Source organism: Microbacterium sp. UFMG61 (genome assembly GCF_015354505.1).
Classification (GTDB): domain Bacteria; phylum Actinomycetota; class Actinomycetes; order Actinomycetales; family Microbacteriaceae; genus Microbacterium.
In genome coordinates this window covers 102,638-124,832 of sequence record NZ_JACAFP010000009.1, presented here as the reverse complement: position 1 = coordinate 124,832, position 22,195 = coordinate 102,638, and the positions used below count along the sequence as shown (strand labels likewise).

The window sequence follows — 22,195 nt, the reverse complement described above, 5'->3', positions numbered from 1 at the left end:
TCGGACTGCGCGCGGTGACGCCCTAGGCTTTATCCGTGCGCATCCGGCTCGACATCGCCTACGACGGCACCCACTTCCGAGGGTGGGCCAAGCAGCCCACCCTGCGGACCGTGCAGGGGACGCTCGAAGATGCGCTCGCCCGCATCGTCGGCTCGGATGTGCAGTTCGTCGTCGCCGGACGCACGGATGCAGGAGTGCATGCCGCAGGGCAGGTCGCGCATGTCGATCTCGACGACGAGCAGTGGGCGCGGATCGAGTCGCGCAACGGGCGGGCTCCGCACGACCCCGCTGCATCGATCGCGCGGCGCATGCGCGGGGTGCTCGGCGCCTATCCCGACGCGACCGTGACCCGGTCGTCGATCGCACCCGACGGATTCGATGCGCGGTTCTCGGCCGTCTGGCGACGCTACCGCTATCGTCTGGCGGACGAGTCGACGGGCTATGACCCGGTGCGGCGCCACGACACCACGAGCCACCGGGGAGTCCTCGACGAGCAGGCGATGGATGCGGCCGCTCGGACGCTCATCGGGCTCCACGACTTCGCCGCCTACTGCAAACCGCGTGAAGAGGCCACGACGATCCGGACGCTGCTCGACTACCGCTGGACACGCGACGCCGAGGGTGTGCTGGTCGCGGAGGTGAAGGCCGACGCCTTCTGCCACAGCATGGTGCGCGCGCTGGTCGGCGCGTGCGCGGCAGTGGGCGAGGGGCGCCTCGGCATCGACGATCTGGTCGTGCTGCGCGACGCCCTGACTCGCACGAGCGAGTTCAAGGTGCTCGCCGCGCGCGGGCTCACCCTGATCGAGGTGGGCTATCCGGCCGACGATCTTCTGTCGACCCGCGCCGAGCAGACACGAGCCCGACGGGACGGCACGAGCGCATGACCCCACGGGACGCGTCGTTCGTCGAGGTGTCCTCCCCGGCGTGGTCGTTCTGGCGGGCGCTCCTCGACACCTGCGTCGGAGCGATCGTCGGCACGGTCTTCGCCTTCGCCGCGATCCTCGTGATCGGCATCGTGGGAGAGGAGGCGCTGTCCTCCCTCTACTGGCAGGTCGATCTCGATCCGCTGTTCCGGGCGAGCATGGGTGTCATCCTGCTGGTCGGCGCCGTGCTCGGACTCACCGTCCCGTTCGTCGTCGTCGCCGAACGATACGCTGCGCTCCGAGCGGTGGAGGCGAGTGCTCGCGACACCCCCGAGGGCGTGGCGCAGAGCTCACTGAGGGCCGAGTTGAGGTCGGCTCCCGCCGCGCACCTGCAGAAGACCGGCACCGTGATGTTCTGGTGCTTCGCGGGTCTCGGAGGCATCTGGGCTCTCGCGGTGTTCTTCACCGAGGACCTTCGCGACGACCCGGTGAACTGGATCGCGCTCGCCGTGTTCGTCGTGCTCGCTGTCGCCGCGGTGCTGGTGCAGGGACTCGGCTCCCGCATGAGCGAGCGTGATGCGGCGGTCATGGCGGGGCTCGAGGCGCGATGGACGCACGCAGTGCCCCGCGCGAACGCTGCGGATGCCGAGCGTCGCGACGTGGCGGCGCCCGCCGTCGTGCCGTCATGGCTCGTCACACCGAGCGCGCGCAGCATTCGCCGCGTGGCCGGTGTCCTCGTGACCGCGCTCATCGTCTCGCTGGGCGCCTTCATGCTGTCGGTGTTCATGCGTCAGCAGTGCCGCACCTGCGATCCGGTGTACTGGGATGAGCCGATCGAGAACGGTATCGACGTGCTGAGTCTCGGAAGCGGGGCGGCCATCGCGCTGTGCGCAGCGCTCGGTCTCATCGCGTGGATCGCCGGACTCGTGTTGCAGTTCTCCCGTGAGATCGCGCTTGCGCGCTGGGTGGCGGACGGCGACCCCCGTCGCGTCGACACCGGCCTCATTCAGCCTCTGCTCACGGGCAATCGGGCGATGGTGCGTCTACAGCTGGGGCTGTCGGCTCTGGGGGCGGCGGGCATCGTCTTCGGAGTGGGGGCGATCTGGGCGGACTGGGCTGCCATGGACACGCAGGTCGTGCTCGGAGCCGCAGTGGCGCTGCTCATCCTCGGACTGCTGGTCGGGTGGACCGACGCGCCACGCAGTCGACGCGAGCGGCAGAGGGTGCGCGACACGATGTTCCCCGGAGATCCGGACGTCGAGGGAACCCTGAAGGCGCAGTGATGACGGAGGCACTGTGACGGATCGTACGAGAGAGGGCGGGGCGGCCTTCGCCGTGGCGCTGCGCGCTGCGATCTCCGAGCGGGGAATCACGCTCGCACGACTGCAGAGTCAGCTGAAAGACGACGGCAATCCGGTCTCGATGGCGACGCTGAGCTACTGGCGATCGGGCGACCGTCAACCGGAGGGGCCGCAGTCGCTCAGCGTCGTGGACGGCATCGAGGATCGCCTCGGTCTGGAACACGGCCATCTGAGCAGGCTGCTCCTCCCGTCGAGCCGACTCGGAACGGTGGCGCCGCCGCGGCTGCCGTTCGATGAGGAGCGCGAACAGCGCGAGACCGAGGAGACGCTCGCCGCACTGCGCGCGGCGCCGCAGGATTCTCTGCGTGACCTCTCGACGCACATGACGGTCTTCGTCGGACGGGACGGAGCGGTCGAGAGGATCGTGATGCGCTCGCTCGTGCAGGCGACGAAGGGCACGATCCGCGAGCTCCCGCTGATCGACGTCGCGCCCGACGAGACCGATGTGATGTCGACGATCTCGGATGTCGTGGGTGGACGGATCGATCGCGAGCACCTGCATCCGGGCCGGCTGGTGTCGGGGGTCGTGATCGCGCTCGACGAGCCGATCACCGCGGGGAGCACGACCCTGTTCGAGTTCACCGAGACCTTTCCGCCCGGCTATCCACCACGCCAGTCCGCGTGGCATGCCACGTCACGGCCGGCGAAAGAGAGTCTGATCTGGGTGCGCTTCCATCCCGACGCCCCGCCGAGCTGGTGCGAGGAGTACCTCGAGACGGAGGACGAGTACGTCTCGGCGCTGCGAACGGTTCGCAACGGGGCGGTGCATCTCGTGCGGCACGGCTTCGGCCCCGGCATCCTGGGGATCCGCTGGGGATACGACGAGTGAGTCGGCTTCAGCCGCGCGCGGAGCGGCTGACCGAGGCGAGAGGGCTACCGTTCACCGAGGTGACGGGCGTTTGACACCGGAATCCAAGGCGAACGGACTAGCGTGAGGTCCGATGAAGGTCATCTCCTACAACCTCCAGAAGCATCGTGCCGCGAGCGAGCTCGCGGCACTCGTCGACGCGCACGATCCCGACATCCTGTGCCTGCAGGAATGCGATGTCGCCGATCTGCCCGACCGCGTCAGCGACCTCGTGCTCGCCGACGCGACCCAGGGGAACCGCCTCGGCCTCGCCCTGTTCTACCGGGAGAGCGAGTTCCATCTGCAGGATGTCCGCACTATCGGACTGAAGAAGTCGCTGCACGATCGCATCGCCAAACCCGCACACGAGCGTGTGCTCGGCGCGCGCCTGCGTGACATCGACACGGGTCGGGATTTCATCGCCGCCTCGTTCCATGCCGCGCCGCTGACCGCGCTCAACTCGCTGCGGCGGCATCAGATCCGCGCCGCGCTCACCGAGCTCGCGACCCTCGGCGAAGGGCTGCCCCAGCTGATGGTGGGGGACTACAACTACCCGGTCTTCAAGGAGAACCTCGGCAAGACGGTCCGTGAGCACGGCTACGCCCTCACCATGAGCGACGATCACACCTACACGCGGTACCGGGTGTTCCGCGGACACTACGACTTCGCGACCTCGGTCGGCTTCGAGATCCAGCGGGTGACGACCCTCCCGCAGGGCTTGAGCGATCATCGCCCGATCCTGGTGACGACGCGCTTCGACTGAGGGGCATCCGTCCGGTTTGGGGTTCGTGCCCTGCATGACGTAAGCTGTCTCTTTGGTACTCGACTGCCGAGTGCCACGAACGTGAGCCCTCCACTGGCGTGTTCATCCCTGTAGGGAAGAACCACCCCGGAGTGGGATTCACGAACTTCTCCGTTCGAACAAGAAAGCAGCACTATCGTGACGCGCACTTACACCCCGAAGGCCGGCGAGGTCCAGCGTGACTGGGTCGTCATCGACGCCACTGACGTCGTTCTCGGCCGCCTGGCTTCGCACGCCGCTACGCTCCTGCGTGGCAAGCACAAGCCCACCTTCGCCAACCACATCGACTCGGGTGACTTCGTCATCATCGTGAACGCCGACAAGGTCGCGCTCACGGGTCAGAAGCTCCAGAAGAAGCTGGCTTACCGCCACTCGGGTTACCCGGGCGGCCTGAAGTCGGTCACCTACGCCGAGCTCCTCGAGAAGAACCCCGTCCGCGCTGTCGAGAAGGCCATCCGTGGCATGCTCCCCAAGAACAGCCTGGGCCGTCAGCAGCTGTCGAAGCTCAAGGTGTACGTCGGTGCCGAGCACCCGCACGCCGCGCAGCAGCCGCAGACGTACACCCTCGACCAGGTCGCCCAGTAAGCGCCGTAAGACTTAAAGGACATACTCGTGGCTGACATCCAGGACACCACCGAAAACCTCCAGAACTTCTCGACGTCGACTCCCGAGACCGAAGCAGTCGAGGCGGCTCCCCGCCCCGTGCTGAGCGTTCCGGGTGCCGCTGTCGGCCGTCGCAAGCAGGCCATCGCCCGCGTGCGTCTCGTCCCCGGCTCGGGAACGATCACGGTCAACGGCCGCACGCTCGAGGACTACTTCCCGAACAAGCTGCACCAGCAGCTGATCAACGACCCGTTCACCATCCTGAACCTCGCGGGTGGCTACGACGTCATCGCGCGCATCTCCGGTGGTGGCCCCTCGGGTCAGGCCGGCGCGCTGCGTCTCGGAATCGCTCGTTCGCTCAACGGCATCGACGAGGAGAACAACCGCGCGACCCTGAAGAAGGCCGGCTTCCTCTCCCGTGACGCTCGCGTCAAGGAGCGCAAGAAGGCTGGACTCAAGAAGGCCCGCAAGGCGCCTCAGTACTCCAAGCGTTAAGGTCCACTGCTCCGATGCCGATCTTTGGCACGGACGGCGTGCGAGGACTTGCCAACGGCATCCTCACCGCCGACCTGGCGCTCACCCTGGCCCAGGCGACTGCTGTCGTCCTGGGCCAGGGCCGTACTGCGGAGGCTCGCAAGGCCGAGGGCAAGAGACTCACCGCAGTCGTGGCACGAGACCCGCGCGTCTCCGGCCATTTCCTCACCGCTGCCGTCTCGGCCGGTCTGGCATCGTCGGGAGTCGACGTGCTCGAGGCAGGGGTCATCCCGACTCCGGCACTCGCCTTCCTCGTCGCCGACCGTGATGCCGACTTCGGCGTCATGATCTCGGCCTCGCACAACGCGGCGCCCGACAACGGGATCAAGATCTTCGCACGCGGCGGGGTCAAGCTTCCCGACATCGTCGAGCAGCGCATCGAAGAGGCGATGGCGGGGGAGAAGCTGCGCCCGACCGGTGCAGGAGTGGGCCGGATCATCCGGTTCTCCGATGCAGAGGACCGCTACGTCGTGCATCTGCTCGGATCGCTGCCCAACCGTCTCAACGGCATCAAGGTCGTGCTCGACTGCGCCCACGGCGCGGCATCCGGCGTGTCTCCCGAGACCTTCCGTGATGCGGGGGCCGATGTGACCGTGATCGGTGCCGAGCCCGACGGATGGAACATCAATGACGGCGTCGGTTCGACGCACCTCGACAACCTGGCCGAGGCGGTCGTGCGTCTCGGCGCCGACATCGGCATCGCGCACGACGGCGACGCCGATCGCTGCCTCGCGGTCGACGCTCAGGGCAACGTCATCGACGGCGACCAGATCATGGCGATCCTCGCGGTCTCGATGAAAGAGCGCGGACACCTCACCGACGACACACTCGTCGCCACCGTCATGAGCAACCTCGGCCTGCACGTCGCGATGCGCGAGCAGGGGATCACCGTGCGGCAGACCGCCGTCGGCGATCGCTATGTGCTCGAGGACATGAACGAGGGCGGCTACGCCCTCGGCGGCGAGCAATCCGGTCACGTGATCATGAGCGAGTACGCGACGACGGGGGACGGGCTGCTCACGGGCTTGCACCTCGTCGCCGAGATGGCTCGTCAGAACAAGACGATCGCCGAGCTCGCGAGTGTCATGACCGTGTACCCGCAGGTGCTCATCAACGTCCGCGACGTCGACAAGGATGCGGTCGACGCCGATCCTGTCGTGCAGGATGCGGTGCGTGCCGTCGAAGCTGAGCTCGGCGACACCGGTCGCGTGCTGCTGCGCAAGTCCGGCACCGAGCCGCTCGTGCGGGTGATGGTCGAAGCGGCGGATGCCGATTCCGTGCAGACCTACGCCGACCGTCTGGTCGACGTGGTGCGCGAGCGCCTCGCCCTCTGACGCCGTTCCTGAACGCTCCCGTCTGCCGTCCTCCTCTCCCCGCGCACTGTCGCTGGAGAGCAGGGCGGTGACGGGAGCCTTCTGCGTCATCGGCGGCGGCGCGCGCCACCGGCGCTCGCTCCTGCGGGATCAGCCCTGCGGCTGTCCGAGCTGCTCGATGTAGCGGAGCAGCACTCCCTCGCGCAGCGCCCACGGCGAGACCTCGAGCTCGTCGACCTTCAGGGCGGTCATGGCCGTGTGCAGCGAGACGGCGGCCGCGACGATCTGGAACGTGCGGTCGGCGGTGATGCCCGGCAGTTCCTGGCGAGCGGATGCCGGGATGCGGGCGAGGCGGGGGATCCACGATCCGAGAGTCTCACGCGGCAGCACCATGCGCTGAATGCCCGACCAGCCGGGCATCGGATAGCCCGCCAGTCGTGCGAGAGAGCGGATGGCCTTCGACGACCCGACGACGTGATCGGGTCGGGGCAGATCCCCGAACCGCGGCAGGACGTCGGCGAGGGTGGACGTCGCGTGCGCTCGCAGACGGTCCACGTCGTCTTCGCCGGGAGGATCGTTCGGAAGGAACTGCACGGTCATCCGGCCGGCGCCCAGAGGGACGGAAGCCGCAGCATCCGGGAGCTCGTCGCCGCCCGCGGCGATCTCGAGCGATCCGCCGCCGATGTCGAGGAGCAGCAGCTGGCCGGCTGACCACCCGAACCAGCGGCGTACGGCGAGGAAGGTGAGCTGGGCTTCGGTCTCGCCGTCGAGCACCTGCAAAGGCTGGCCGAGTGCGGCCTCGATGCGCGCGATGACCTCGGCGCCGTTCCTGGCATCACGCACCGCGCTGGTCGCCGTCGCGAGCAGCGCATCGACCCGCTCCTCCTCCGCGACGCGACGGGCCTGCGCGACGGCGGCCTCGAGAGCGCGCACGCCCTCTTCGGAGATCGATCCGTCGTCGGTGAGATAGCGCATCAGCCGCAGGACGCTGCGGTCACTCGTCGTCGCCAGAGGGCGACCGCCGGGGCGGACGTCGGCGGCGAGCATGTGGACGGTGTTGGAACCGATGTCGAGAACTCCGAGGCGCACGGATAGACACTACCGCCGCCCCGTTACGATGTATCCGTGACCACCGCCGACTCCACGCTGCCCCTGTCGCCGTACCGGGAGATCGGCCGTGATGAATGGGCGCGGCTCGCCGCGGGACTCGATCAGCCGCTCACCGAGACCGAGGTCGTCGAGCTTCGGGGCATCGGAGATCGTCTCGACCTCACCGAGGTGCGCGAGGTCTACCTGCCGCTGAGCCGGCTGCTCAGCCTCTATGCCACGGCCACGAAGCGTCTCGGCGCAGCGACGAGCTCGTTCCTGCAGGAGGACGACACGACCACTCCGTTCGTGGTGGGCGTGGCGGGATCCGTCGCGGTGGGCAAGTCCACGATCGCGCGACTGCTGCGCGAGCTCATGAGCCGCTGGCCCGGCACCCCCCGGGTCGAGCTCGTCACGACAGACGGCTTCCTGCACTCCAACGCCGAGCTCGAGCGACGCGGACTCATGGACCGCAAGGGGTTCCCGGAGTCCTACGACCGCCGCGCCCTCATCGAGTTCCTGACCGAAGTCAAGAGCGGGGCCGCCGAGGTGCGGGCGCCGTTCTACTCGCACATGCGGTACGACATCGTCCCGGATGCGCACGTGGTGGTGCGCCGTCCCGATGTCGTGATCGTCGAGGGGCTCAACGTCCTGCAGCCGCCGCCAGCACCCAACGACGTCGCCGTGAGCGACCTCTTCGACTTCTCGATCTTCGTCGACGCCGACACCGCGCTCATCGAGAAGTGGTACGTCGATCGGTTCCTCGCGCTCCGGGAGGGAGCGTTCTCCAACCCGTGGTCGTACTTCAACGTCTTCGCCCACCTCACCGATGAGGAGGCGATCACGACCGCGCTCGGCTATTGGAACGAGATCAACATGCCGAACCTCGTCGAGAACGTGATGCCGACCAAGCACCGTGCCCGCCTGGTGCTCAACAAGGGCATCGACCACAGCGTCGAGAGCGTGCTGCTGCGCAAACTCTGAGGCGACGGATTCGTTCGGAACCTTCGCAAATATCCGCGCTTACTCTTGTCGACATGTGTGGAATCGTCGGATACGTGGGCCCTCGGCCCAGCCAGGACATCCTGCTCGCGGGCCTCGCTCGTCTCGAGTATCGCGGCTACGACTCCGCGGGTGTCGCCGTCATCGACGGCGAGGGCTCGCTGGGGATGCGCAAGAAGGCCGGCAAGCTCGCCGCGCTGCGCGACTCGCTCGCCGATTCGGCGCTCGCCGACGGCAATACCGGCATCGGGCACACGCGCTGGGCGACTCACGGCGGGCCGACCGATGTCAACGCCCACCCCCATCTGGCCGACGACGACAGGCTGGCGCTGATCCACAACGGGATCATCGAGAACTTCTCGGCGTTGCGCGACGAGCTGCTCGCCGAGGGCGTCGTGTTCCGCAGCGAGACCGACACCGAGGTCGCTGCGGCGCTCCTCGGTCGCGAGTACCGCGACAACGGAGGAGATCTGCAGCTCGCCTTCCGCAACGTGGTCAACCGCCTCGAAGGTGCTTTCACGCTCCTCGCGCTGCACCAGGACCACCCGGGACTCGTCGTCGGTGCTCGCCGCAACTCGCCGCTCGTGATCGGACTCGGTGAGGGCGAGAACTTCCTCGGCTCCGACGTCGCGGCCTTCGTCGAGCACACGCGCAAGGCGCTCGCCATCGGACAGGACCAGATCGTCTCGATCACCCCCGACGCTGTGACCGTCACCGACTTCGCGGGCACGCCGGTCGAAGCCGAGCCGTTCGAGGTCTCGTGGGACGCCGGAGCCGCCGAGAAGGGCGGATGGTCCAGCTTCATGGCCAAGGAGGTCGCCGAGCAGCCCGAGGCGGTCGCCAACACCCTGCGCGGTCGGATCCAGGGCGATCAGGTCGTGATCCCCGAGCTCGACGGTCTGGACGAGCTCTTCCTCGGCATCAACAGGATCATCATCACCGCCTGCGGTACGGCCGCGTACTCGGCCCTCGTCGGCAAGTACGCGATCGAGCAGTGGGCGCGCATCCCGGTCGACGTGGAGCTCGCGCACGAGTTCCGCTATCGCGACCCCGTGATCGGCGCCGACACGCTGGTCGTCTCGATCAGCCAGTCGGGCGAGACCATGGACACCCTGATGGCCGTCAAGTACGCCCGCGAGCGCGGGGCGCGCACTCTCTCGATCTGCAACACGCAGGGGGCCACGATCCCGCGCGAGTCGGATGCCGTCGTCTACACGCACGCCGGACCAGAGGTCGCCGTGGCCTCGACCAAGGCGTTCTCGGCGCAGATCACCGCGCTGCTGCTTCTCGGTCTGCACATGGGCCGCGTCCGCGGTTCTGTCGCCGACGCCTCCGTCGACGTCGCCGAGCTCTCGGCGCTGCCGGAGAAGATCGCCAAGGTGCTCGAGAGCGAGCAGGAGCACGTCACGCAGCTGGCCGGTTGGATGGCCGACACCCGCTCGGTGCTGTTCCTCGGTCGCCACGTCGGCTTCCCGATCGCGCTCGAGGGCGCGCTCAAGCTCAAGGAGATCTCGTACATCCATGCCGAAGGCTTCGCCGCCGGTGAGCTCAAGCACGGGCCGATCGCCCTGATCGAGCCTGGACAGCCGGTCTTCGTGCTCGTGCCTTCGCCGCGTCACTCGGCACTCGTGCACTCGAAGGTCGTCTCGAACATCCAGGAGATCCGCGCCCGCGGTGCCCGAGTGATCGTGGTCGCCGAAGAGGGCGACGCCGCCGTGCTGCCGTTCGCCGACGAGGTCATCCGCATCCCGCTCGCCGGAGCGATGTTCGAGCCACTCCTCACGGTGGTGCCGCTGCAGATCTTCGCGATGGCTCTCGCCACCGCCAAGGGACTCGACGTCGACCAGCCTCGCAACCTCGCGAAGTCCGTCACGGTCGAGTAAGGCTCCCGCCGACCGGCGGGGTGCCGCCGACCGGCGGCGTGCCGCCGACCGGCTGGGTCCTGCCGACCGGCGGGGTGCCGCCGACGGGCTGGGTCCCACCGATTGGCTGAGTCCCACCGATTGGCTGGGTCCCACCGATTGGCTGGGTCCCGCCGACTGGCTGGGTCCCGCCGACCGGCTGGGTCCCGCCGACTGGCTGGGTCCACCGATTGGCTAGGTCCTGCCGACGGGCCGGGTCCCACCGATTGGCTGACTGATTCCCGCATGGCTGACGCGAGTGCCGACCTGCGTCAGCCATGCGGGCAACGATCAGCCATCCGGTTCAGAGCTTCGCGCGCCCCAAAGCGCCCACGATGGCGGCGATCACCTCGTTCCAGTCGTGGATGATCATGGCGTAGTCGAAGCGGAGCGTCTCGAACCCGAGTCGCGATGCTGCGGCATCCCGCCCCAGGTCGCGATGACGTGCTGACGGGCCGTCATGGTTGCCCTTGCCGTCTGCCTCGAGGATGAGGCGCCCTTCGAGGACGAAGTCGACCCTGCCGACCCCTTCGATGAGGACCTGCGTCAGGACGTGGATGCCGAGGAGATGCAACCGAAGCCGGAGGATCGACTCGAGGCCGCTGTCCGCATCGTGGCGTGCGATGTCGACCAGCCATCGAGCGCCCGCAGGAAGGGCCGCGCGGATGCGACGCCGTGCGGCTGCTCCGATCAGACGTTGCGCCCACGCGGACTCGAACGCGGCGAAGAAGAACTCGTCACCGTGACAGCCGAACGAGTGCACCAGCGCCGCCTCGACCGGAGCCAGCCCCACTCGCATCACTCCTGAGCGATAGTGCTCGATGCAGACGCAGTCGGGATGTGGATGCGTGCGACCGGCGTGGCCCAACCAGACATGCGGGTGCGCGTCGTCTTCGAGAACCCAGACGCCGTGCAGTCTCAGCGCTCCGGCGCAGGTCAACGCGCCTCCGTGGAGAGCAGCCGTGCAGACCTCCGACGCGCACGACGGCGTCGCGAAGACTCCGGCGCGTATCCTGATCAGTTCACCGCGACGGACCGCGGTCGACAGGTCCTTGCGCGTGCATCCGAACGGCGCGAGCAGCGATCCGCGGGTGATTCCGCCGTGCAGTTCGACGAGGGCCAGTGGCGTGGGCATCCGCCGATCCTCTCCTGTTCGTGTGCATCGACTGAGGGGATATTCCAGTGAGTGTGGATCGATCACCTCGCAGCCGGGCCGTGCAGGAGGAGTCGTACGGGCAGGATGGCTGAAGATTCCCCGATGGGCGGCTGCCGCGCGGACGAAGAGACAGCCAGGCGGGGAACGGTCAGCCAATCGTCCGGGGGATGACGACTGAGGAGAAGACCCCCGCGCTCGGCTGGCTGATGATCCCCCGCCTGGCGGGGCGAGTGGGGGCGGATGGGCAGCCAAGCGGGGAAGCATCAGCCATGCGGGCCGCCCGGCAACAGGGCTCCTGGGCAAGGTCAAGGGCAAGGGGCAAGGGCAAGGGGCAAGGGCAAGGGGCAAGGGCAAGGGCAAGGGCAAGGGCCGGGGCGAGGGTCCCGGGCACGGGTAGAAGGGACGGATGCCGCGACTAGGCTGAACTGGTGATCATCGGGACCGGCATCGACCTCGTGGACATCCCGCGGTTCGAGCGGACCCTCGAGCGCACGCCGCGTCTTCTGGAGCGTCTCTTCGCGCCGGGGGAGCGGGGGCTGCGGCTTGCGTCGCTCGCCGCGCGCTACGCCGCGAAAGAAGCGCTGATCAAGACGCTCGGCGGCTCGGACGGCGTGCATTGGATCGAGATCGAGATCGCCTCGGAAGCATCGGGCCGCCCCCATTTCGTGCTCTCGGGAACCACATCCGAGGTCGTCGCCGAGCGAGGGATCTCCCGCCTGCACCTGACCCTCACCCACGACGCGGGGCTCGCCGCCGCATTCGTCGTCGCCGAAGGAGAGCCGCTGTGACCGTTCCGTTCCGCGAGGCGCGCATCGACCTCGACGCCATCAGTGACAACGTCCGCCACTTCCGACGCCTGACCGGAGTGCAGGTCATCGCGGTGGTGAAGGCGAACGCCTACGGGCACGGCGCCGCTGCGGCCGCCGTCGCGGCTCTCGCAGGGGGCGCCACGCGCCTCGGCGTCGCGGAGATCCCCGAGGCGCTCGAACTGCGCCGCCAGGGCATCACGGCGCCGATCCTCGCGTGGCTGCACGCGCCCGGTGAGAGATTCGAACGGGCCGCAGAGAACGACATCGAGGTCGGCATCTCGTCATTCGACCAGCTCGAGGCCGCGGGCGCCGCTGCGACCGTCGATCGTCCGGTCGGCGTGCACCTCAAGTTCGAGACCGGGCTGTCACGCAACGGCATCTCTCCGGCCGACTGGCGGCGCGTGCTCGCCGAGGCCGCCCGGCTCGAGCGCATCGGACGCCTGCGCATCATCGGACTGTTCAGCCACCTCTCGAACACCTCGCCGCAGGACGACCGAGAGGCGCTCGCGAGGTTCGAAGAGGGCGTCGCTCTGGCGGCGTCCTTCGGCATCCACCCCGAGATCCGTCACATCGCCGCCACCGCCGCCGCCATCGACCTACCCGAGATGCGCCTGGATGCGGTCCGCATCGGCGTGGGGATCTACGGTCTCTCGCCGTTCGACGACCGCTCGTCGGCAGAGCTCGGCCTGCGACCTGCCATGACGCTGCGCGGCGCGGTCGCCGCAGTGCGTCGGGTGCCCGCCGGCGCCGGCATCTCGTACGGCTACGACCACCGGACTCCGCACGACACCACGCTCGTGCTGGTGCCCTTCGGCTACGCCGACGGGGTTCCGCGTCAGGCCTCGGGCAGACTGCCCGTCTCGATCGCCGGCCGCCGCCACACGAATGTCGGCCGCATCGCGATGGACCAGTTCGTCGTCGATGTGGGCGACGCCCCGGTGTCGATCGGCGACGAGGTCGTGCTGTTCGGGGATCCGACTCTCGGCGTCCCCTCCGCCGCCGAGTGGGCGAACGTCGCATCGACCATCAACTACGAGATCGTCACGCGCATCGGCGCACGAGTGCCCCGGAGATCGGCATGAGCGTGGATCCCGCATTCCTCGGCAGGCACGAGATCGAGACGTCGGATGCCATGGAGCAGCTCGGCTTCCGTATCGGCGAGCAGCTCGAGGCAGGGGACCTGCTGATCCTGACGGGTCCGCTGGGGGCGGGGAAGACCACGTTCACCCGTGGACTCGCCGAGGGGCTCGGGGTGCGCGGCCCGGTGCAGAGCCCGACCTTCGTGATCGCTCGGACTCATCCCTCGCTCGTCGGTCGTGCGCCGCTGGTGCACGTGGACGCCTATCGCCTCGGTTCGGGAGCCGAGCTCGACGATCTCGATCTCGACCTCGCACGGTCGGTCGTGGTGATCGAGTGGGGGCGCGGCATGGCTGAGGACCTCGCAGAACGGTGGTGGGACATCGAACTCGAACGCCCCGTGGGCGGGGGCGACGACCTCGACCCGTCGGAACTCGATGCGGATGCTCCGCGTCACGTGACCATCACCGCAGAGGGACGCTCGGCGAACACGGGGTGAACCCCGACTACCCTGGAGAGGTGATCCTCGCCGTCGACACCTCTTTGGGCACCGCCGTCTCGCTCGTCGATGCCGACGGCACGCTCCGCTCCCAGGCATCCGCCGTCGATCCGCTCGGGCACGCCGAGGTGATCGGCGACCTGCTCGCACGCGCGCTCGTCGACGCGGGCGAGGGGCCCGTCGACCACGTCGTCTCGGGCATGGGACCGGGACCGTTCACCGGACTGCGCATCGGGATCGCGGCGGCTCGCGCGTTCGCGCTGGGACGCGGCATCCCCGTCGTACCCGTGCCGAGCCATCACGCCGCGGCGCTGACCGCGATCGAGCACGATCGGATCGACGGCGCGTTCGCGATCGTCACCGACGCACGGCGCCGAGAGGTCGCGATCACCGTCTTCGCCGGCATGGACGCCGACGGAATCCCGGCGGTCGTCGCAGAGACCGTTCTCGTGCCGCGAGTCGATGCGGACGCACACCTCGACGGCATCCGACGTATCGATGTCGACACGCTCTCGGCCGCCGATCTCGCCCGGGTGGGCGCGCGGGCGCTCGCGGCCGGACGCACGCTGGCCGACTCCGAGCCGCTGTACCTGCGTCAGCCCGACGTCACCATGCCCGGCGCGCCGAAGAAGGTGGGACTGTGACCCTTCGCGCCGCCACCCCTGACGATCTCGACGCCATCATGGCGATAGAGCATCGATCCTTCCCGACCGACGCGTGGAGCCCGCAGGCCATGGCGCTGGAACTCGCGAACCCGCACGGTCGCTACCTGGTCGACGAGCACGAGGGCACGGTCGTCGGATACGGCGGAGTGCGTGCGCTGGAGGGCGGATCGGATGCCGACATCCAGACGATCGCGTTGGATGCGGAGTATCGCGGCGCGGGTCGGGGGCGGGCGCTGCTCCGGGCGCTGCTCTCCGCTGCGGCAGAGCGCGGCGCGCGTGAGGTGTTCCTCGAGGTTCGCGCCGACAACCCGACGGCCGAGGGGCTGTATCGCTCCGAAGGATTCGAGGAGATCGGACGTCGTCCGCGCTATTACCAGCCCGATGACATCGACGCGATCGTGATGCGCCTCGCTCTGCAGCACTCGCGCGCAGCCGAGCAGCGCACAATCGATTCGGATGCCGCGAAGGAGGCGAGCGCATGACCGAGCCACTCGTGCTGGGCATCGAGACGAGCTGCGACGAGACCGGGATCGGCATCGTGCGAGGACGCACCCTGCTCTCGAACACGATCGCGTCGAGCATGGACGAGCACTCGCGCTACGGCGGTGTGGTGCCCGAGGTCGCGGCGCGCGCCCACCTCGAGGCGCTGCAGCCCTCGATCGACGCGGCTCTCGCCCAGGCCGGCGTGCGACTGCAGGATCTCGACGCCGTCGCCGTGACCAGCGGGCCGGGGCTCGCCGGCGCGCTCATGGTGGGCGTCGGTGCGGCGAAGGGGCTCGCGGTCGCCCTCGACAAGCCGCTCTATGCCGTGAATCACCTCGTGGGCCACATCGCCGCAGACATCCTCACCCCCGACTCGGCGCCGCTCGAGTACCCGACGATCGCTCTGCTGGTCTCGGGCGGCCACACATCGCTGCTGCATGTCCGCGACCTCACCACTGACGTCGAGATGCTCGGCGAGACGATGGACGACGCGGCCGGCGAGGCCTTCGACAAGGTCGCCCGCCTGCTGTCGCTGCCGTACCCCGGCGGACCCGAGATCGACCGAGCCGCGGCGTCGGGCGCCCCGAACGCGATCCGCTTCCCGCGCGGCCTCTCCCGCGCATCCGACCTGGCGAAGCACCGGTACGACTTCTCGTTCTCCGGACTGAAGACCGCGGTCGCCCGATGGGTCGAACGCTGCGAGGCCGACGGCGTCGAGGTGCCCGTCGCCGATGTGGCGGCGAGCTTCCGCGAGGCGGTCGTCGACGTGCTCGTCACGAAGGCCCTGGCTGCGTGCGCCGATCGGGGTGTGCCTCGTCTTCTTCTGGGCGGCGGAGTGATCGCGAACCGCCGGCTGCGCGAGGTCGCGCTGTCGAGGGCAGAGGCCGCTGGCGTGACTGTGCGCATCCCGCCGCTCTCGCTCTGCACCGACAACGGGGCGATGATCGCCGCCCTCGCCGCCGAGCTGATCGCCTCGGGTCGACGGCCGTCGACCCTCGCCTTCGGCGCCGACTCGACCCTTCCCGTCACCGAGATCCAGGTCGACGAACGGGCGCTGGTGGGCTGATGAGCGACACGTCGCGCACGACGGGACCCGCAGACGCCGAGGGCATGAACGCCGCGGCCTCGGTGCCCCCGGCGCGTGTCGAGCAGCCCACTCCCGAGGTCGAGCGTCCCGAGGGGGCCGCGCGCCTGCCCGGAGCCCGGCGCGAGGGATACTCGAAGCTGCCGACGGGACCTGTGGGGATCGAACCCGTCGTGGTGACCGGCCCCGAACTCGACCGTCCTCCGCGGGAGGCCGAGTGGCAGCCCACCGGTACCGCCGCGACACCGGTGATCGCGGACGAGACCAGGCTCGCGCCCTGGGCGCTCATGGCGGCCATCGTCGCGCTCGTCGCCTCGTTCTTCGTCGGCTGGGGTGTGCCGATCGCCATCGTCGCCGTGATCGCCTCGATCATGTCGCTCCGCCGCCCGGTCGAGAGTCGTGCGATCGCACGATGGGCCCTCGTGCTCGGTCTGTGCGCCACGGTCTACAGCCTCGGCTGGTTGGTGTGGGCGGGCATGCAGTTCGAGAGGCTCGGCTGACGCCATGCTCGACGCCGACGAGATCACGGAGCTGCGCGCGTTGCAGGCGCGCGCGTACGGACGCGACGGGGGACTCGGCGATGCGGATGCGGCGCGGCTGAGAGAACTCGAGAACAAGCGCCGCCGGACGCCTGGCGGCACTCCTCACGACGGGGCGGATGCGGATGCGGATGCGTCCCTCGCCGCGGAGAGCGCGGAGCCCCAACCCGAACATCCCGTCGAACTGGCTTCGCCCTCGGCCCAGGAGGATCCCGAACCGGCCACGCAGGCCGATCCCGAACCGACCACGCAGGCCGATCCCGAACCGGCCACGCAGGCCGATCCCGAACCGACCACGCAGGCCGATCCCACGACTCTCTGTCCGTCGCTCCGCCGGCACTGGCGCGCCCTGGCACTCGCCGCTGCGGGTCTGCTCGTGATCGGCCTCGGTACGGGATGGGCTCTGTTCGGGCGCGGTGACGACGGCATCCCGCTCACCTCCGAAGAGCAGCAGCGGAGCGCCGAGTTGCAGTCCACGGCCGACTACGACCCGGGCAGCGTCGAGGCGATCGGCCGCGACGACGACGCGATCGTCTGGTTCGGCACGAAGAAGAACGGCGAGATGGAGTGCATCGTCCTCGACGTCGCGGGCGATTCGGCCACGGGCTGCCAGATAGCCGCCGATCTCGAGCGCGGCTACGGGCTGAGCGCGGCGGTCGTCGATTCCCGCCGCAGCGACGAGGGGAGTGGTGAGCAGATCTCGGCCACCGCAGCCCGGTCGCACACCGGAGAGATGGTCGCGCTGATCCAGCGCTGGGCGCTCGGCGTCGACGACTGGATGCAGCAGTTCGATGCCGCAGAGCAGGAACGGGCACAGGAGCTGCTCGACCGAGGGTACGAGCCCTACTCGCTGGCGGTCGTGGGATACGCCGGCGGCGCCCCGGTCTGGTCCGCCGTTCGAACCGAGGGTTTCACCACCACGCAGTGCCTGATCGTCGATGCCGCCGAGGCCACAAGCTGCGCCGAGGCGAACGAGGGCATGATCCCGGGCGAGGGCGTCATGGTCGCGGGCACCTCCGTCGACGAGGGCGGCGCCACGACGATGCCCTGGAGCGTGACCCTCGACATCACGCCGATGGGCCGGTCATACCTCATCGTCACCGGGGAGCTTCCGGAGCATGCACCCGGCGACGGAGCGCCCACCGGGACCACAGCGGTGAGGCCGGGTGAGTCCCTCGAGGTCGGGGGCGAGCACGGTGACCCGATCCCGGTCGACGTTCCTCCCGGCGACGCGGGCTGATCAGACGGCCGCCGGAACGCGGTCGGCGAGGATCGCGCGGCGTTGAGCGCCCATGCGCGTCAGGATCAGAGTCGCCGACGCCTCGCCGCGCAGACTGAGCTTCTTCCGGAACGCCGCGGGGTCGATGTCCATCCCGCGCTTCTTGATCTCGAGCGTTCCGATGCCGTGCGCCTTGAGCGCGGCGTTGATCGCCTTCGGATTGGCCGGCAGTGCCTCTCGCACGCGGAAGGACTGCACGAACGGGCTCGTGAGAGCGGCATCCGAGGTGAGGTACGCGATCTTCTCGTCGAGCATCCCGGCGTCGAGGATCCGGGCCACGTCGCCGATCAACCGGGCACGGATCACTGCGCCGTCCGGTTCGTGCAGGAAGGCGCCGAGTTCGCGCACCGGTGCATCCTCGGCATCGGCGGCGGCGGTGAGTTCGTGGGATTCGTCGCCGCGGATCACCAGCGCCGAGCGACGCACACCCTCGCGGGCCAGGATGCCCGTCCACACGACGAGCTCCACGACGCTGCCGTCCGCGCTCACCCACTGGGTCTCCGCGTCTGCGGGAAGGGCGTCTCGATCGTGTCCCGGACCGAGCTTGATGCCCGTCGGAATGCGCGATGCGACCTCGAACGCCCAATCCAGCGGCGGCGAGTACTCGTCCGACGAGACGCGGTTCGTTTCTCCGTGCCCCTGAGTGCGCCGGGCGGGATCCATCCAGATCGCGGTGGCGCCGTCTGACGCGTCGGGCACGTTCTCCTGGGCGATGCCGTGGCGCACGGTGGCGCTCTCGCCGAAGGGAGCAAGGTTGTAGGCGGCGATCGCCGATGTGACCTCGTCGGCGTCGACCGCGACGACCTCGAGACCTGCCCCGGTGAAGGCGAGAGCGTCGCCGCCGATGCCGCATCCCAGATCGGAGACCCGACTCATGCCGGCGCGACGCAGTCGCTGCGCGTGCCGGGCGGCGACGCCGAGCCGGGTCGACTGTTCGAGCCCGGCGCGGGTGAACAGCATCCGTGCGGCGAAGGGGCCGAACTTCGCCTCGGCCTTCGAGCGCAGGTGAGCCTGTCCGACCACTGCGGAGACGAGATCGGGGGAGTGCCCCGCGGCGCGCAGCCGTGACACGGCACGAGCGACGTCCGCGACCTGCGCGATCGGCCCCAGGTCATCGAGCAGCTCGAGGCCTTCGGGGGTGAGCAGGGCTCGCAGCTCGGACATCTCCACACCCTCAGCTTAGGCGCGCGATGTGCTCTGCTCGGTGTCGGGGCTGGCACTCGCATTGCATGAGTGCCAGCGCACCGCATAGACTGTTTGTTAGCACTCTCGGGTTGAGAGTGCGAACAAGTCTTTCGTGTCAGCGTCAAGAAAGAAGAGGTAGACCGTGTCGGTTTCCATCAAGCCGCTCGAGGACCGCATCGTCATCAAGCAGGTCGAGGCCGAGCAGACCACCGCGAGTGGCCTGGTCATCCCCGACACCGCCAAGGAGAAGCCCCAGGAGGGCGAGGTCGTGGCCGTCGGCCCCGGTCGCATCGATGACAACGGCAACCGTGTTCCGCTCGACGTCGCCGTCGGCGACCGCGTGCTCTACAGCAAGTACGGCGGAACTGAAGTGAAGTTCGGCGCAGACGAGTTCCTCGTCCTGTCGGCCCGCGACGTGCTCGCGGTCGTCGTTCGCTGATCAGCGCACGAGCCGGTTCCTGAGCCTGCCGAAGGCCGGGGACAACCTGTTCCTCGGAGAGGGCCCGGATGCATCACGCATCCGGGCCCTCTCCGCATTCCGCCACGTCGCGCGCGATTCCTGCCATTCCCGTGCCGAGTGACCTCAGCCGCCCGACGGCGCCCAACGCCGGGCATAGTGTGGTCCGGTGACCCTGACGACACCTGCGGACCGTGCCACCCAGACCGCGGGGGTCGCGTACGCGGGCGGCGCATATCTGCTGTGGGGCGTTCTGCCGCTGTACTTCCTGCTCCTCGCACCGACCGGCCCGTGGGAGGTCGTCGCCTGGCGGGTGCTCCTCTCCTTCGTGTTCTGCGGCATCCTGCTCACCGTCACACGGGGATGGAAGGCGCTCGGCGCCATCGTGCGACAGCCGAGACTGCTGGGGTGGACGGCGCTCGCCGGTGTGCTGATCTATGTCAACTGGCAGGTGTTCCTCATCGGCACCCTCACCGGCCACGTGGTCGAGACGAGCCTCGGATACTTCATCAACCCGATCGCGACCGTGCTGCTGGGCGTCTTCGTCCTCAAGGAGCGCATCCGTCGGCTGCAGTGGGCGGCGATCGGCATCGCCGCGGTCGCCGTCGTCGTGATCGTGCTCTTCTACCGCTCGTTCCCCTGGATCGCGCTGTCGCTCACCGCGTCGTTCGGCGTCTACGGGCTCATCAAGAAGAAGATCGGCCCGGCGGTCGATGCGATCAGCGGCCTCACGCTCGAGTCGTTCTGGCTGATCCCGATCGCGGTCGTGCAGCTGATCGTGGTGGCCACGACTCCCGCCGGCATCACGATGGGGCAGTACGGCGCCTGGCACGCGGCGCTGCTCGCGTTCGCCGGGGTCGCCACGGCGGTGCCGCTGCTGCTGTTCGCGGCGGGTGCGCGACGCATCGACCTGACCGTGATCGGCATGATCCAGTTCGTGACCCCGGTGATGCAGTTCATCATCGGGGCGGCGGTGCTGGGGGAGCCCATGCCGCTCGAGCGCTGGTTGGGCTTCGTCATCGTGTGGATCGCGATCGCGGTGTTCGTGATCGATCTGCTGCTCGCGGCTCGCCGCGGTCGTCGACAGGCCCGGCACGAACCGGTCTGAACCCGCGGCTCAGTGCCTCTGGCACCCGGTGCCGGATCGTTAACGCACCGAAACATCGGCGACCCCCAATCGACCAATTCCGGTCCTAGTGTTAGAGCACCCGAGCGTGGTGCGAAATCCACGCTCAGATACGCAAGGGAGCATCATGAACTCACTGAAGGGCTCGCGCAAGGCGAGGGTCTTCGCCGGGATCGCGCTGGCCAGCGCGGCCGCCATCGTCATCGCGGGCTGCAGCAGCACGCCGACCGAGGAGCCTTCGGACGGGGGTGGATCGTCGTCCTCCGAGGACCTGACGCTCAAGCTCGGCTCGCTGCTTCCGCAGACGGGATCTCTGTCGTTCCTGGGCCCGCCCATGGAATCGGGTGTCGGCCTCGCCGTCTCCGAGGTCAACGAGGCCGCTGCCGGCATCACGATCGACCTCACCGCCGAGGACGAGGGCGACACCGACACCAAGGCCTACGAGACCTCCATCACGAAGCTCGAGGGTGCGGGCGTCTCCGCCATCGTCGGCGCTGCCGCATCGGGCGTCTCGCGTCTGATCCTCGACGGCAACGTCAGTGCGGGAATCCTGCAGATCTCGGCGTCGAACACCGGTCCGGACTTCACCGACTGGGACGACAACGGACTGTACTTCCGCACCGCTCCCAGCGACCTGCTGCAGGGTGAGGTGCTCGGCAACCTGATCGCCGAGGACGGCGCCAAGACCCTCGGTGTGATCTACCAGAACGACGCCTACGGCACCGGTCTGTTCGAGAACATCAAGTCGACGTTCGAGGGTGCCGGCGGAGAGGTCGTCGCAGACGCCTCGTACAACGTCGGCGACGGTCAGTTCGACGCTCAGGTCGCGACCATCACGGCCGCGAACCCCGACGCCATCGCGATCGTGTCGTTCGACCAGTTCAAGACAATCGCCCCGCTGCTGTCGAACGCCGGCGCCTCGCCGGAGAAGTGGTACCTGGTCGACGGCAACCTGTCGGACTACGGCTCCTCGCCCGACACGAACTTCCCGTTCTCGCTCGAGGGCGCGCAGGGCACCAAGCCCGGCCCGGCTCTCGAGGACGACTTCACCGAGCGTCTCCAGACCTTCTGGACCGGTGAGGGCAACTCCGAGGTCAACGACTTCACCTACGCGGCCGAGGCGTACGACGCCGTCGTGCTCGTGGCTCTCGCGTCGCTCGCAGCAGGTTCCACCGAGGGTGCGGACATCGCGGCGAAGATGCAGGAGGTCTCGGGTGGCAGCGGAGACGGTGAGAAGTGCACCAGCTTCGCCGACTGCGCGAAGATCATCAACGACGGCGGAACGGCCGACTACGACGGTTACTCCGGCGAGATCACGTTCGACGAGAACGGCGACCCGCAGGGCGCCTCGATCGGCACCTACGTCTACGGCGCGGACAACCTGATCACCCGCACCAACTGATCACCCGATCGCAGAGCGAAGGCCCCGGATGCAGCACGCATCCGGGGCCTTCGTCCTGTGCGGTGACCTCGCGGAGCAGCCCGGGGCGCGAGAGAGGGGCGGATGCCGCGGCATTCGCCCCT

General features: G+C 68.8%; 23 protein-coding genes. 20 read left to right on the top strand and 3 right to left on the bottom strand.

What is annotated here, in order from left to right; all coding sequences use genetic code 11:
* Positions 1–35: 35 nt before the first annotated feature.
* The 7 genes from truA (at position 36) to glmM (ending at position 6,344) form a co-directional block, all read left to right on the top strand.
* Positions 36–884 carry a tRNA pseudouridine(38-40) synthase TruA gene (gene truA / locus IXW21_RS12650; protein ID WP_194764612.1) on the top strand — a complete coding sequence of 283 codons (849 nt, stop codon included), beginning with the start codon at positions 36–38 and terminating at the stop codon, positions 882–884.
* The gene (locus IXW21_RS12645) at positions 881–2,146 is read left to right on the top strand and encodes a hypothetical protein (protein ID WP_194764611.1); all 1,266 of its coding nucleotides are present in this window, start codon (positions 881–883) and stop codon (positions 2,144–2,146) included. The genes truA and IXW21_RS12645 overlap by 4 nt, the downstream gene beginning before the upstream one ends.
* A 13-nt stretch (positions 2,147–2,159) precedes the next feature.
* Positions 2,160–3,053 (top strand): hypothetical protein, encoded by an 894-nt coding sequence (locus IXW21_RS12640; RefSeq protein ID WP_194764610.1) that lies wholly within the window; start codon positions 2,160–2,162, stop codon positions 3,051–3,053.
* Between the two features lie 112 nt (positions 3,054–3,165).
* Positions 3,166–3,834 (top strand): endonuclease/exonuclease/phosphatase family protein, encoded by a 669-nt coding sequence (locus IXW21_RS12635; RefSeq protein WP_194764609.1) that lies wholly within the window; start codon positions 3,166–3,168, stop codon positions 3,832–3,834.
* Between the two features lie 177 nt (positions 3,835–4,011).
* The gene (gene rplM / locus IXW21_RS12630) at positions 4,012–4,458 is read left to right on the top strand and encodes a 50S ribosomal protein L13 (protein WP_167946044.1); all 447 of its coding nucleotides are present in this window, start codon (positions 4,012–4,014) and stop codon (positions 4,456–4,458) included.
* Positions 4,459–4,485: 27 nt separating this feature from the next.
* Positions 4,486–4,971: a 30S ribosomal protein S9 gene (rpsI, locus tag IXW21_RS12625; protein WP_194764608.1), complete on the top strand. Its 486-nt coding sequence runs from the start codon at positions 4,486–4,488 to the stop codon at positions 4,969–4,971.
* A 14-nt stretch (positions 4,972–4,985) separates the two neighbouring features.
* A complete protein-coding gene (gene glmM, locus IXW21_RS12620; RefSeq protein ID WP_194764607.1) occupies positions 4,986–6,344 on the top strand; it encodes a phosphoglucosamine mutase in 1,359 nt (452 codons plus the stop codon).
* A gap of 129 nt (positions 6,345–6,473) precedes the next feature.
* Here the strand turns inward: glmM and IXW21_RS12615 are convergent, their stop codons facing one another.
* Positions 6,474–7,412: a Ppx/GppA phosphatase family protein gene (locus IXW21_RS12615; protein ID WP_194764606.1), complete on the bottom strand. Its 939-nt coding sequence runs from the start codon at positions 7,410–7,412 to the stop codon at positions 6,474–6,476.
* A gap of 36 nt (positions 7,413–7,448) precedes the next feature.
* On the opposite strand from IXW21_RS12615, the gene coaA reads away from it, so the two are divergent.
* Together coaA and glmS are read left to right on the top strand one after the other, a co-directional pair.
* Positions 7,449–8,393: a type I pantothenate kinase gene (gene coaA, locus IXW21_RS12610; RefSeq protein ID WP_194764605.1), complete on the top strand. Its 945-nt coding sequence runs from the start codon at positions 7,449–7,451 to the stop codon at positions 8,391–8,393.
* Between the two features lie 53 nt (positions 8,394–8,446).
* A complete protein-coding gene (gene glmS / locus IXW21_RS12605; RefSeq protein ID WP_194764604.1) occupies positions 8,447–10,294 on the top strand; it encodes a glutamine--fructose-6-phosphate transaminase (isomerizing) in 1,848 nt (615 codons plus the stop codon).
* Positions 10,295–10,616: 322 nt separating this feature from the next.
* Here the strand turns inward: glmS and IXW21_RS12600 are convergent, their stop codons facing one another.
* A complete protein-coding gene (locus IXW21_RS12600) occupies positions 10,617–11,447 on the bottom strand; it encodes a DUF559 domain-containing protein (protein WP_194764603.1) in 831 nt (276 codons plus the stop codon).
* A 449-nt stretch (positions 11,448–11,896) separates the two neighbouring features.
* On the opposite strand from IXW21_RS12600, the gene IXW21_RS12595 reads away from it, so the two are divergent.
* From IXW21_RS12595 to IXW21_RS12560, 8 genes are read left to right on the top strand one after another with little or no spacing between them, the layout of a single operon-like run.
* On the top strand, positions 11,897–12,256 hold the full coding sequence (locus IXW21_RS12595; RefSeq protein ID WP_194764602.1) for a holo-ACP synthase: 360 nt from the start codon (positions 11,897–11,899) through the stop codon (positions 12,254–12,256).
* The gene (gene alr / locus IXW21_RS12590) at positions 12,253–13,359 is read left to right on the top strand and encodes an alanine racemase (RefSeq protein ID WP_194764601.1); all 1,107 of its coding nucleotides are present in this window, start codon (positions 12,253–12,255) and stop codon (positions 13,357–13,359) included. The genes IXW21_RS12595 and alr overlap by 4 nt, the downstream gene beginning before the upstream one ends.
* Positions 13,356–13,853 carry a tRNA (adenosine(37)-N6)-threonylcarbamoyltransferase complex ATPase subunit type 1 TsaE gene (gene tsaE, locus IXW21_RS12585; protein WP_194764600.1) on the top strand — a complete coding sequence of 166 codons (498 nt, stop codon included), beginning with the start codon at positions 13,356–13,358 and terminating at the stop codon, positions 13,851–13,853. Before alr ends, tsaE begins: the two co-directional genes overlap by 4 nt.
* Before the next feature lie 20 nt (positions 13,854–13,873).
* Positions 13,874–14,497 (top strand): tRNA (adenosine(37)-N6)-threonylcarbamoyltransferase complex dimerization subunit type 1 TsaB, encoded by a 624-nt coding sequence (gene tsaB / locus IXW21_RS12580; protein ID WP_194764599.1) that lies wholly within the window; start codon positions 13,874–13,876, stop codon positions 14,495–14,497.
* Positions 14,494–15,000 (top strand): ribosomal protein S18-alanine N-acetyltransferase, encoded by a 507-nt coding sequence (gene rimI / locus IXW21_RS12575; RefSeq protein WP_194764598.1) that lies wholly within the window; start codon positions 14,494–14,496, stop codon positions 14,998–15,000. The genes tsaB and rimI overlap by 4 nt, the downstream gene beginning before the upstream one ends.
* Positions 14,997–16,067 carry a tRNA (adenosine(37)-N6)-threonylcarbamoyltransferase complex transferase subunit TsaD gene (gene tsaD, locus IXW21_RS12570; protein ID WP_194764597.1) on the top strand — a complete coding sequence of 357 codons (1,071 nt, stop codon included), beginning with the start codon at positions 14,997–14,999 and terminating at the stop codon, positions 16,065–16,067. The genes rimI and tsaD overlap by 4 nt, the downstream gene beginning before the upstream one ends.
* Positions 16,067–16,585 carry a hypothetical protein gene (locus tag IXW21_RS12565; RefSeq protein WP_228528495.1) on the top strand — a complete coding sequence of 173 codons (519 nt, stop codon included), beginning with the start codon at positions 16,067–16,069 and terminating at the stop codon, positions 16,583–16,585. The genes tsaD and IXW21_RS12565 overlap by 1 nt, the downstream gene beginning before the upstream one ends.
* 4 nt (positions 16,586–16,589) lie before the next feature.
* Positions 16,590–17,864, top strand: coding sequence for a hypothetical protein (locus IXW21_RS12560; RefSeq protein WP_194764596.1), 1,275 nt, complete (start codon positions 16,590–16,592; stop codon positions 17,862–17,864).
* Here the strand turns inward: IXW21_RS12560 and IXW21_RS12555 are convergent, their stop codons facing one another.
* Positions 17,865–19,073, bottom strand: coding sequence for a THUMP-like domain-containing protein (locus IXW21_RS12555; RefSeq protein WP_194764595.1), 1,209 nt, complete (start codon positions 19,071–19,073; stop codon positions 17,865–17,867).
* Positions 19,074–19,230: 157 nt separating this feature from the next.
* Here IXW21_RS12555 and groES point away from each other — a divergent pair, with 157 nt between their 5' ends.
* From groES to IXW21_RS12540, 3 genes are all read left to right on the top strand, one after another.
* Positions 19,231–19,527: a co-chaperone GroES gene (groES, locus tag IXW21_RS12550; RefSeq protein WP_017203655.1), complete on the top strand. Its 297-nt coding sequence runs from the start codon at positions 19,231–19,233 to the stop codon at positions 19,525–19,527.
* A gap of 187 nt (positions 19,528–19,714) precedes the next feature.
* Positions 19,715–20,653: an EamA family transporter RarD gene (gene rarD / locus IXW21_RS12545; RefSeq protein WP_416361100.1), complete on the top strand. Its 939-nt coding sequence runs from the start codon at positions 19,715–19,717 to the stop codon at positions 20,651–20,653.
* A gap of 145 nt (positions 20,654–20,798) precedes the next feature.
* Positions 20,799–22,073 carry an ABC transporter substrate-binding protein gene (locus IXW21_RS12540; RefSeq protein WP_194764594.1) on the top strand — a complete coding sequence of 425 codons (1,275 nt, stop codon included), beginning with the start codon at positions 20,799–20,801 and terminating at the stop codon, positions 22,071–22,073.
* Positions 22,074–22,195 lie beyond the last annotated feature (122 nt).

Coding starts and splice junctions, on each gene's coding strand:
- tsaD (WP_194764597.1), top strand. CDS start 14,997: ATGACCGAGCCACTCGTGCTGGGCATCGAGACGAGCTGCGACGAGACC.
- IXW21_RS12565 (WP_228528495.1), top strand. CDS start 16,067: ATGAGCGACACGTCGCGCACGACGGGACCCGCAGACGCCGAGGGCATG.
- glmM (WP_194764607.1), top strand. CDS start 4,986: ATGCCGATCTTTGGCACGGACGGCGTGCGAGGACTTGCCAACGGCATC.
- IXW21_RS12645 (WP_194764611.1), top strand. CDS start 881: ATGACCCCACGGGACGCGTCGTTCGTCGAGGTGTCCTCCCCGGCGTGG.
- IXW21_RS12540 (WP_194764594.1), top strand. CDS start 20,799: ATGAACTCACTGAAGGGCTCGCGCAAGGCGAGGGTCTTCGCCGGGATC.
- glmS (WP_194764604.1), top strand. CDS start 8,447: ATGTGTGGAATCGTCGGATACGTGGGCCCTCGGCCCAGCCAGGACATC.
- tsaE (WP_194764600.1), top strand. CDS start 13,356: ATGAGCGTGGATCCCGCATTCCTCGGCAGGCACGAGATCGAGACGTCG.
- IXW21_RS12635 (WP_194764609.1), top strand. CDS start 3,166: ATGAAGGTCATCTCCTACAACCTCCAGAAGCATCGTGCCGCGAGCGAG.
- IXW21_RS12560 (WP_194764596.1), top strand. CDS start 16,590: ATGCTCGACGCCGACGAGATCACGGAGCTGCGCGCGTTGCAGGCGCGC.
- IXW21_RS12600 (WP_194764603.1), bottom strand. CDS start 11,447: ATGCCCACGCCACTGGCCCTCGTCGAACTGCACGGCGGAATCACCCGC.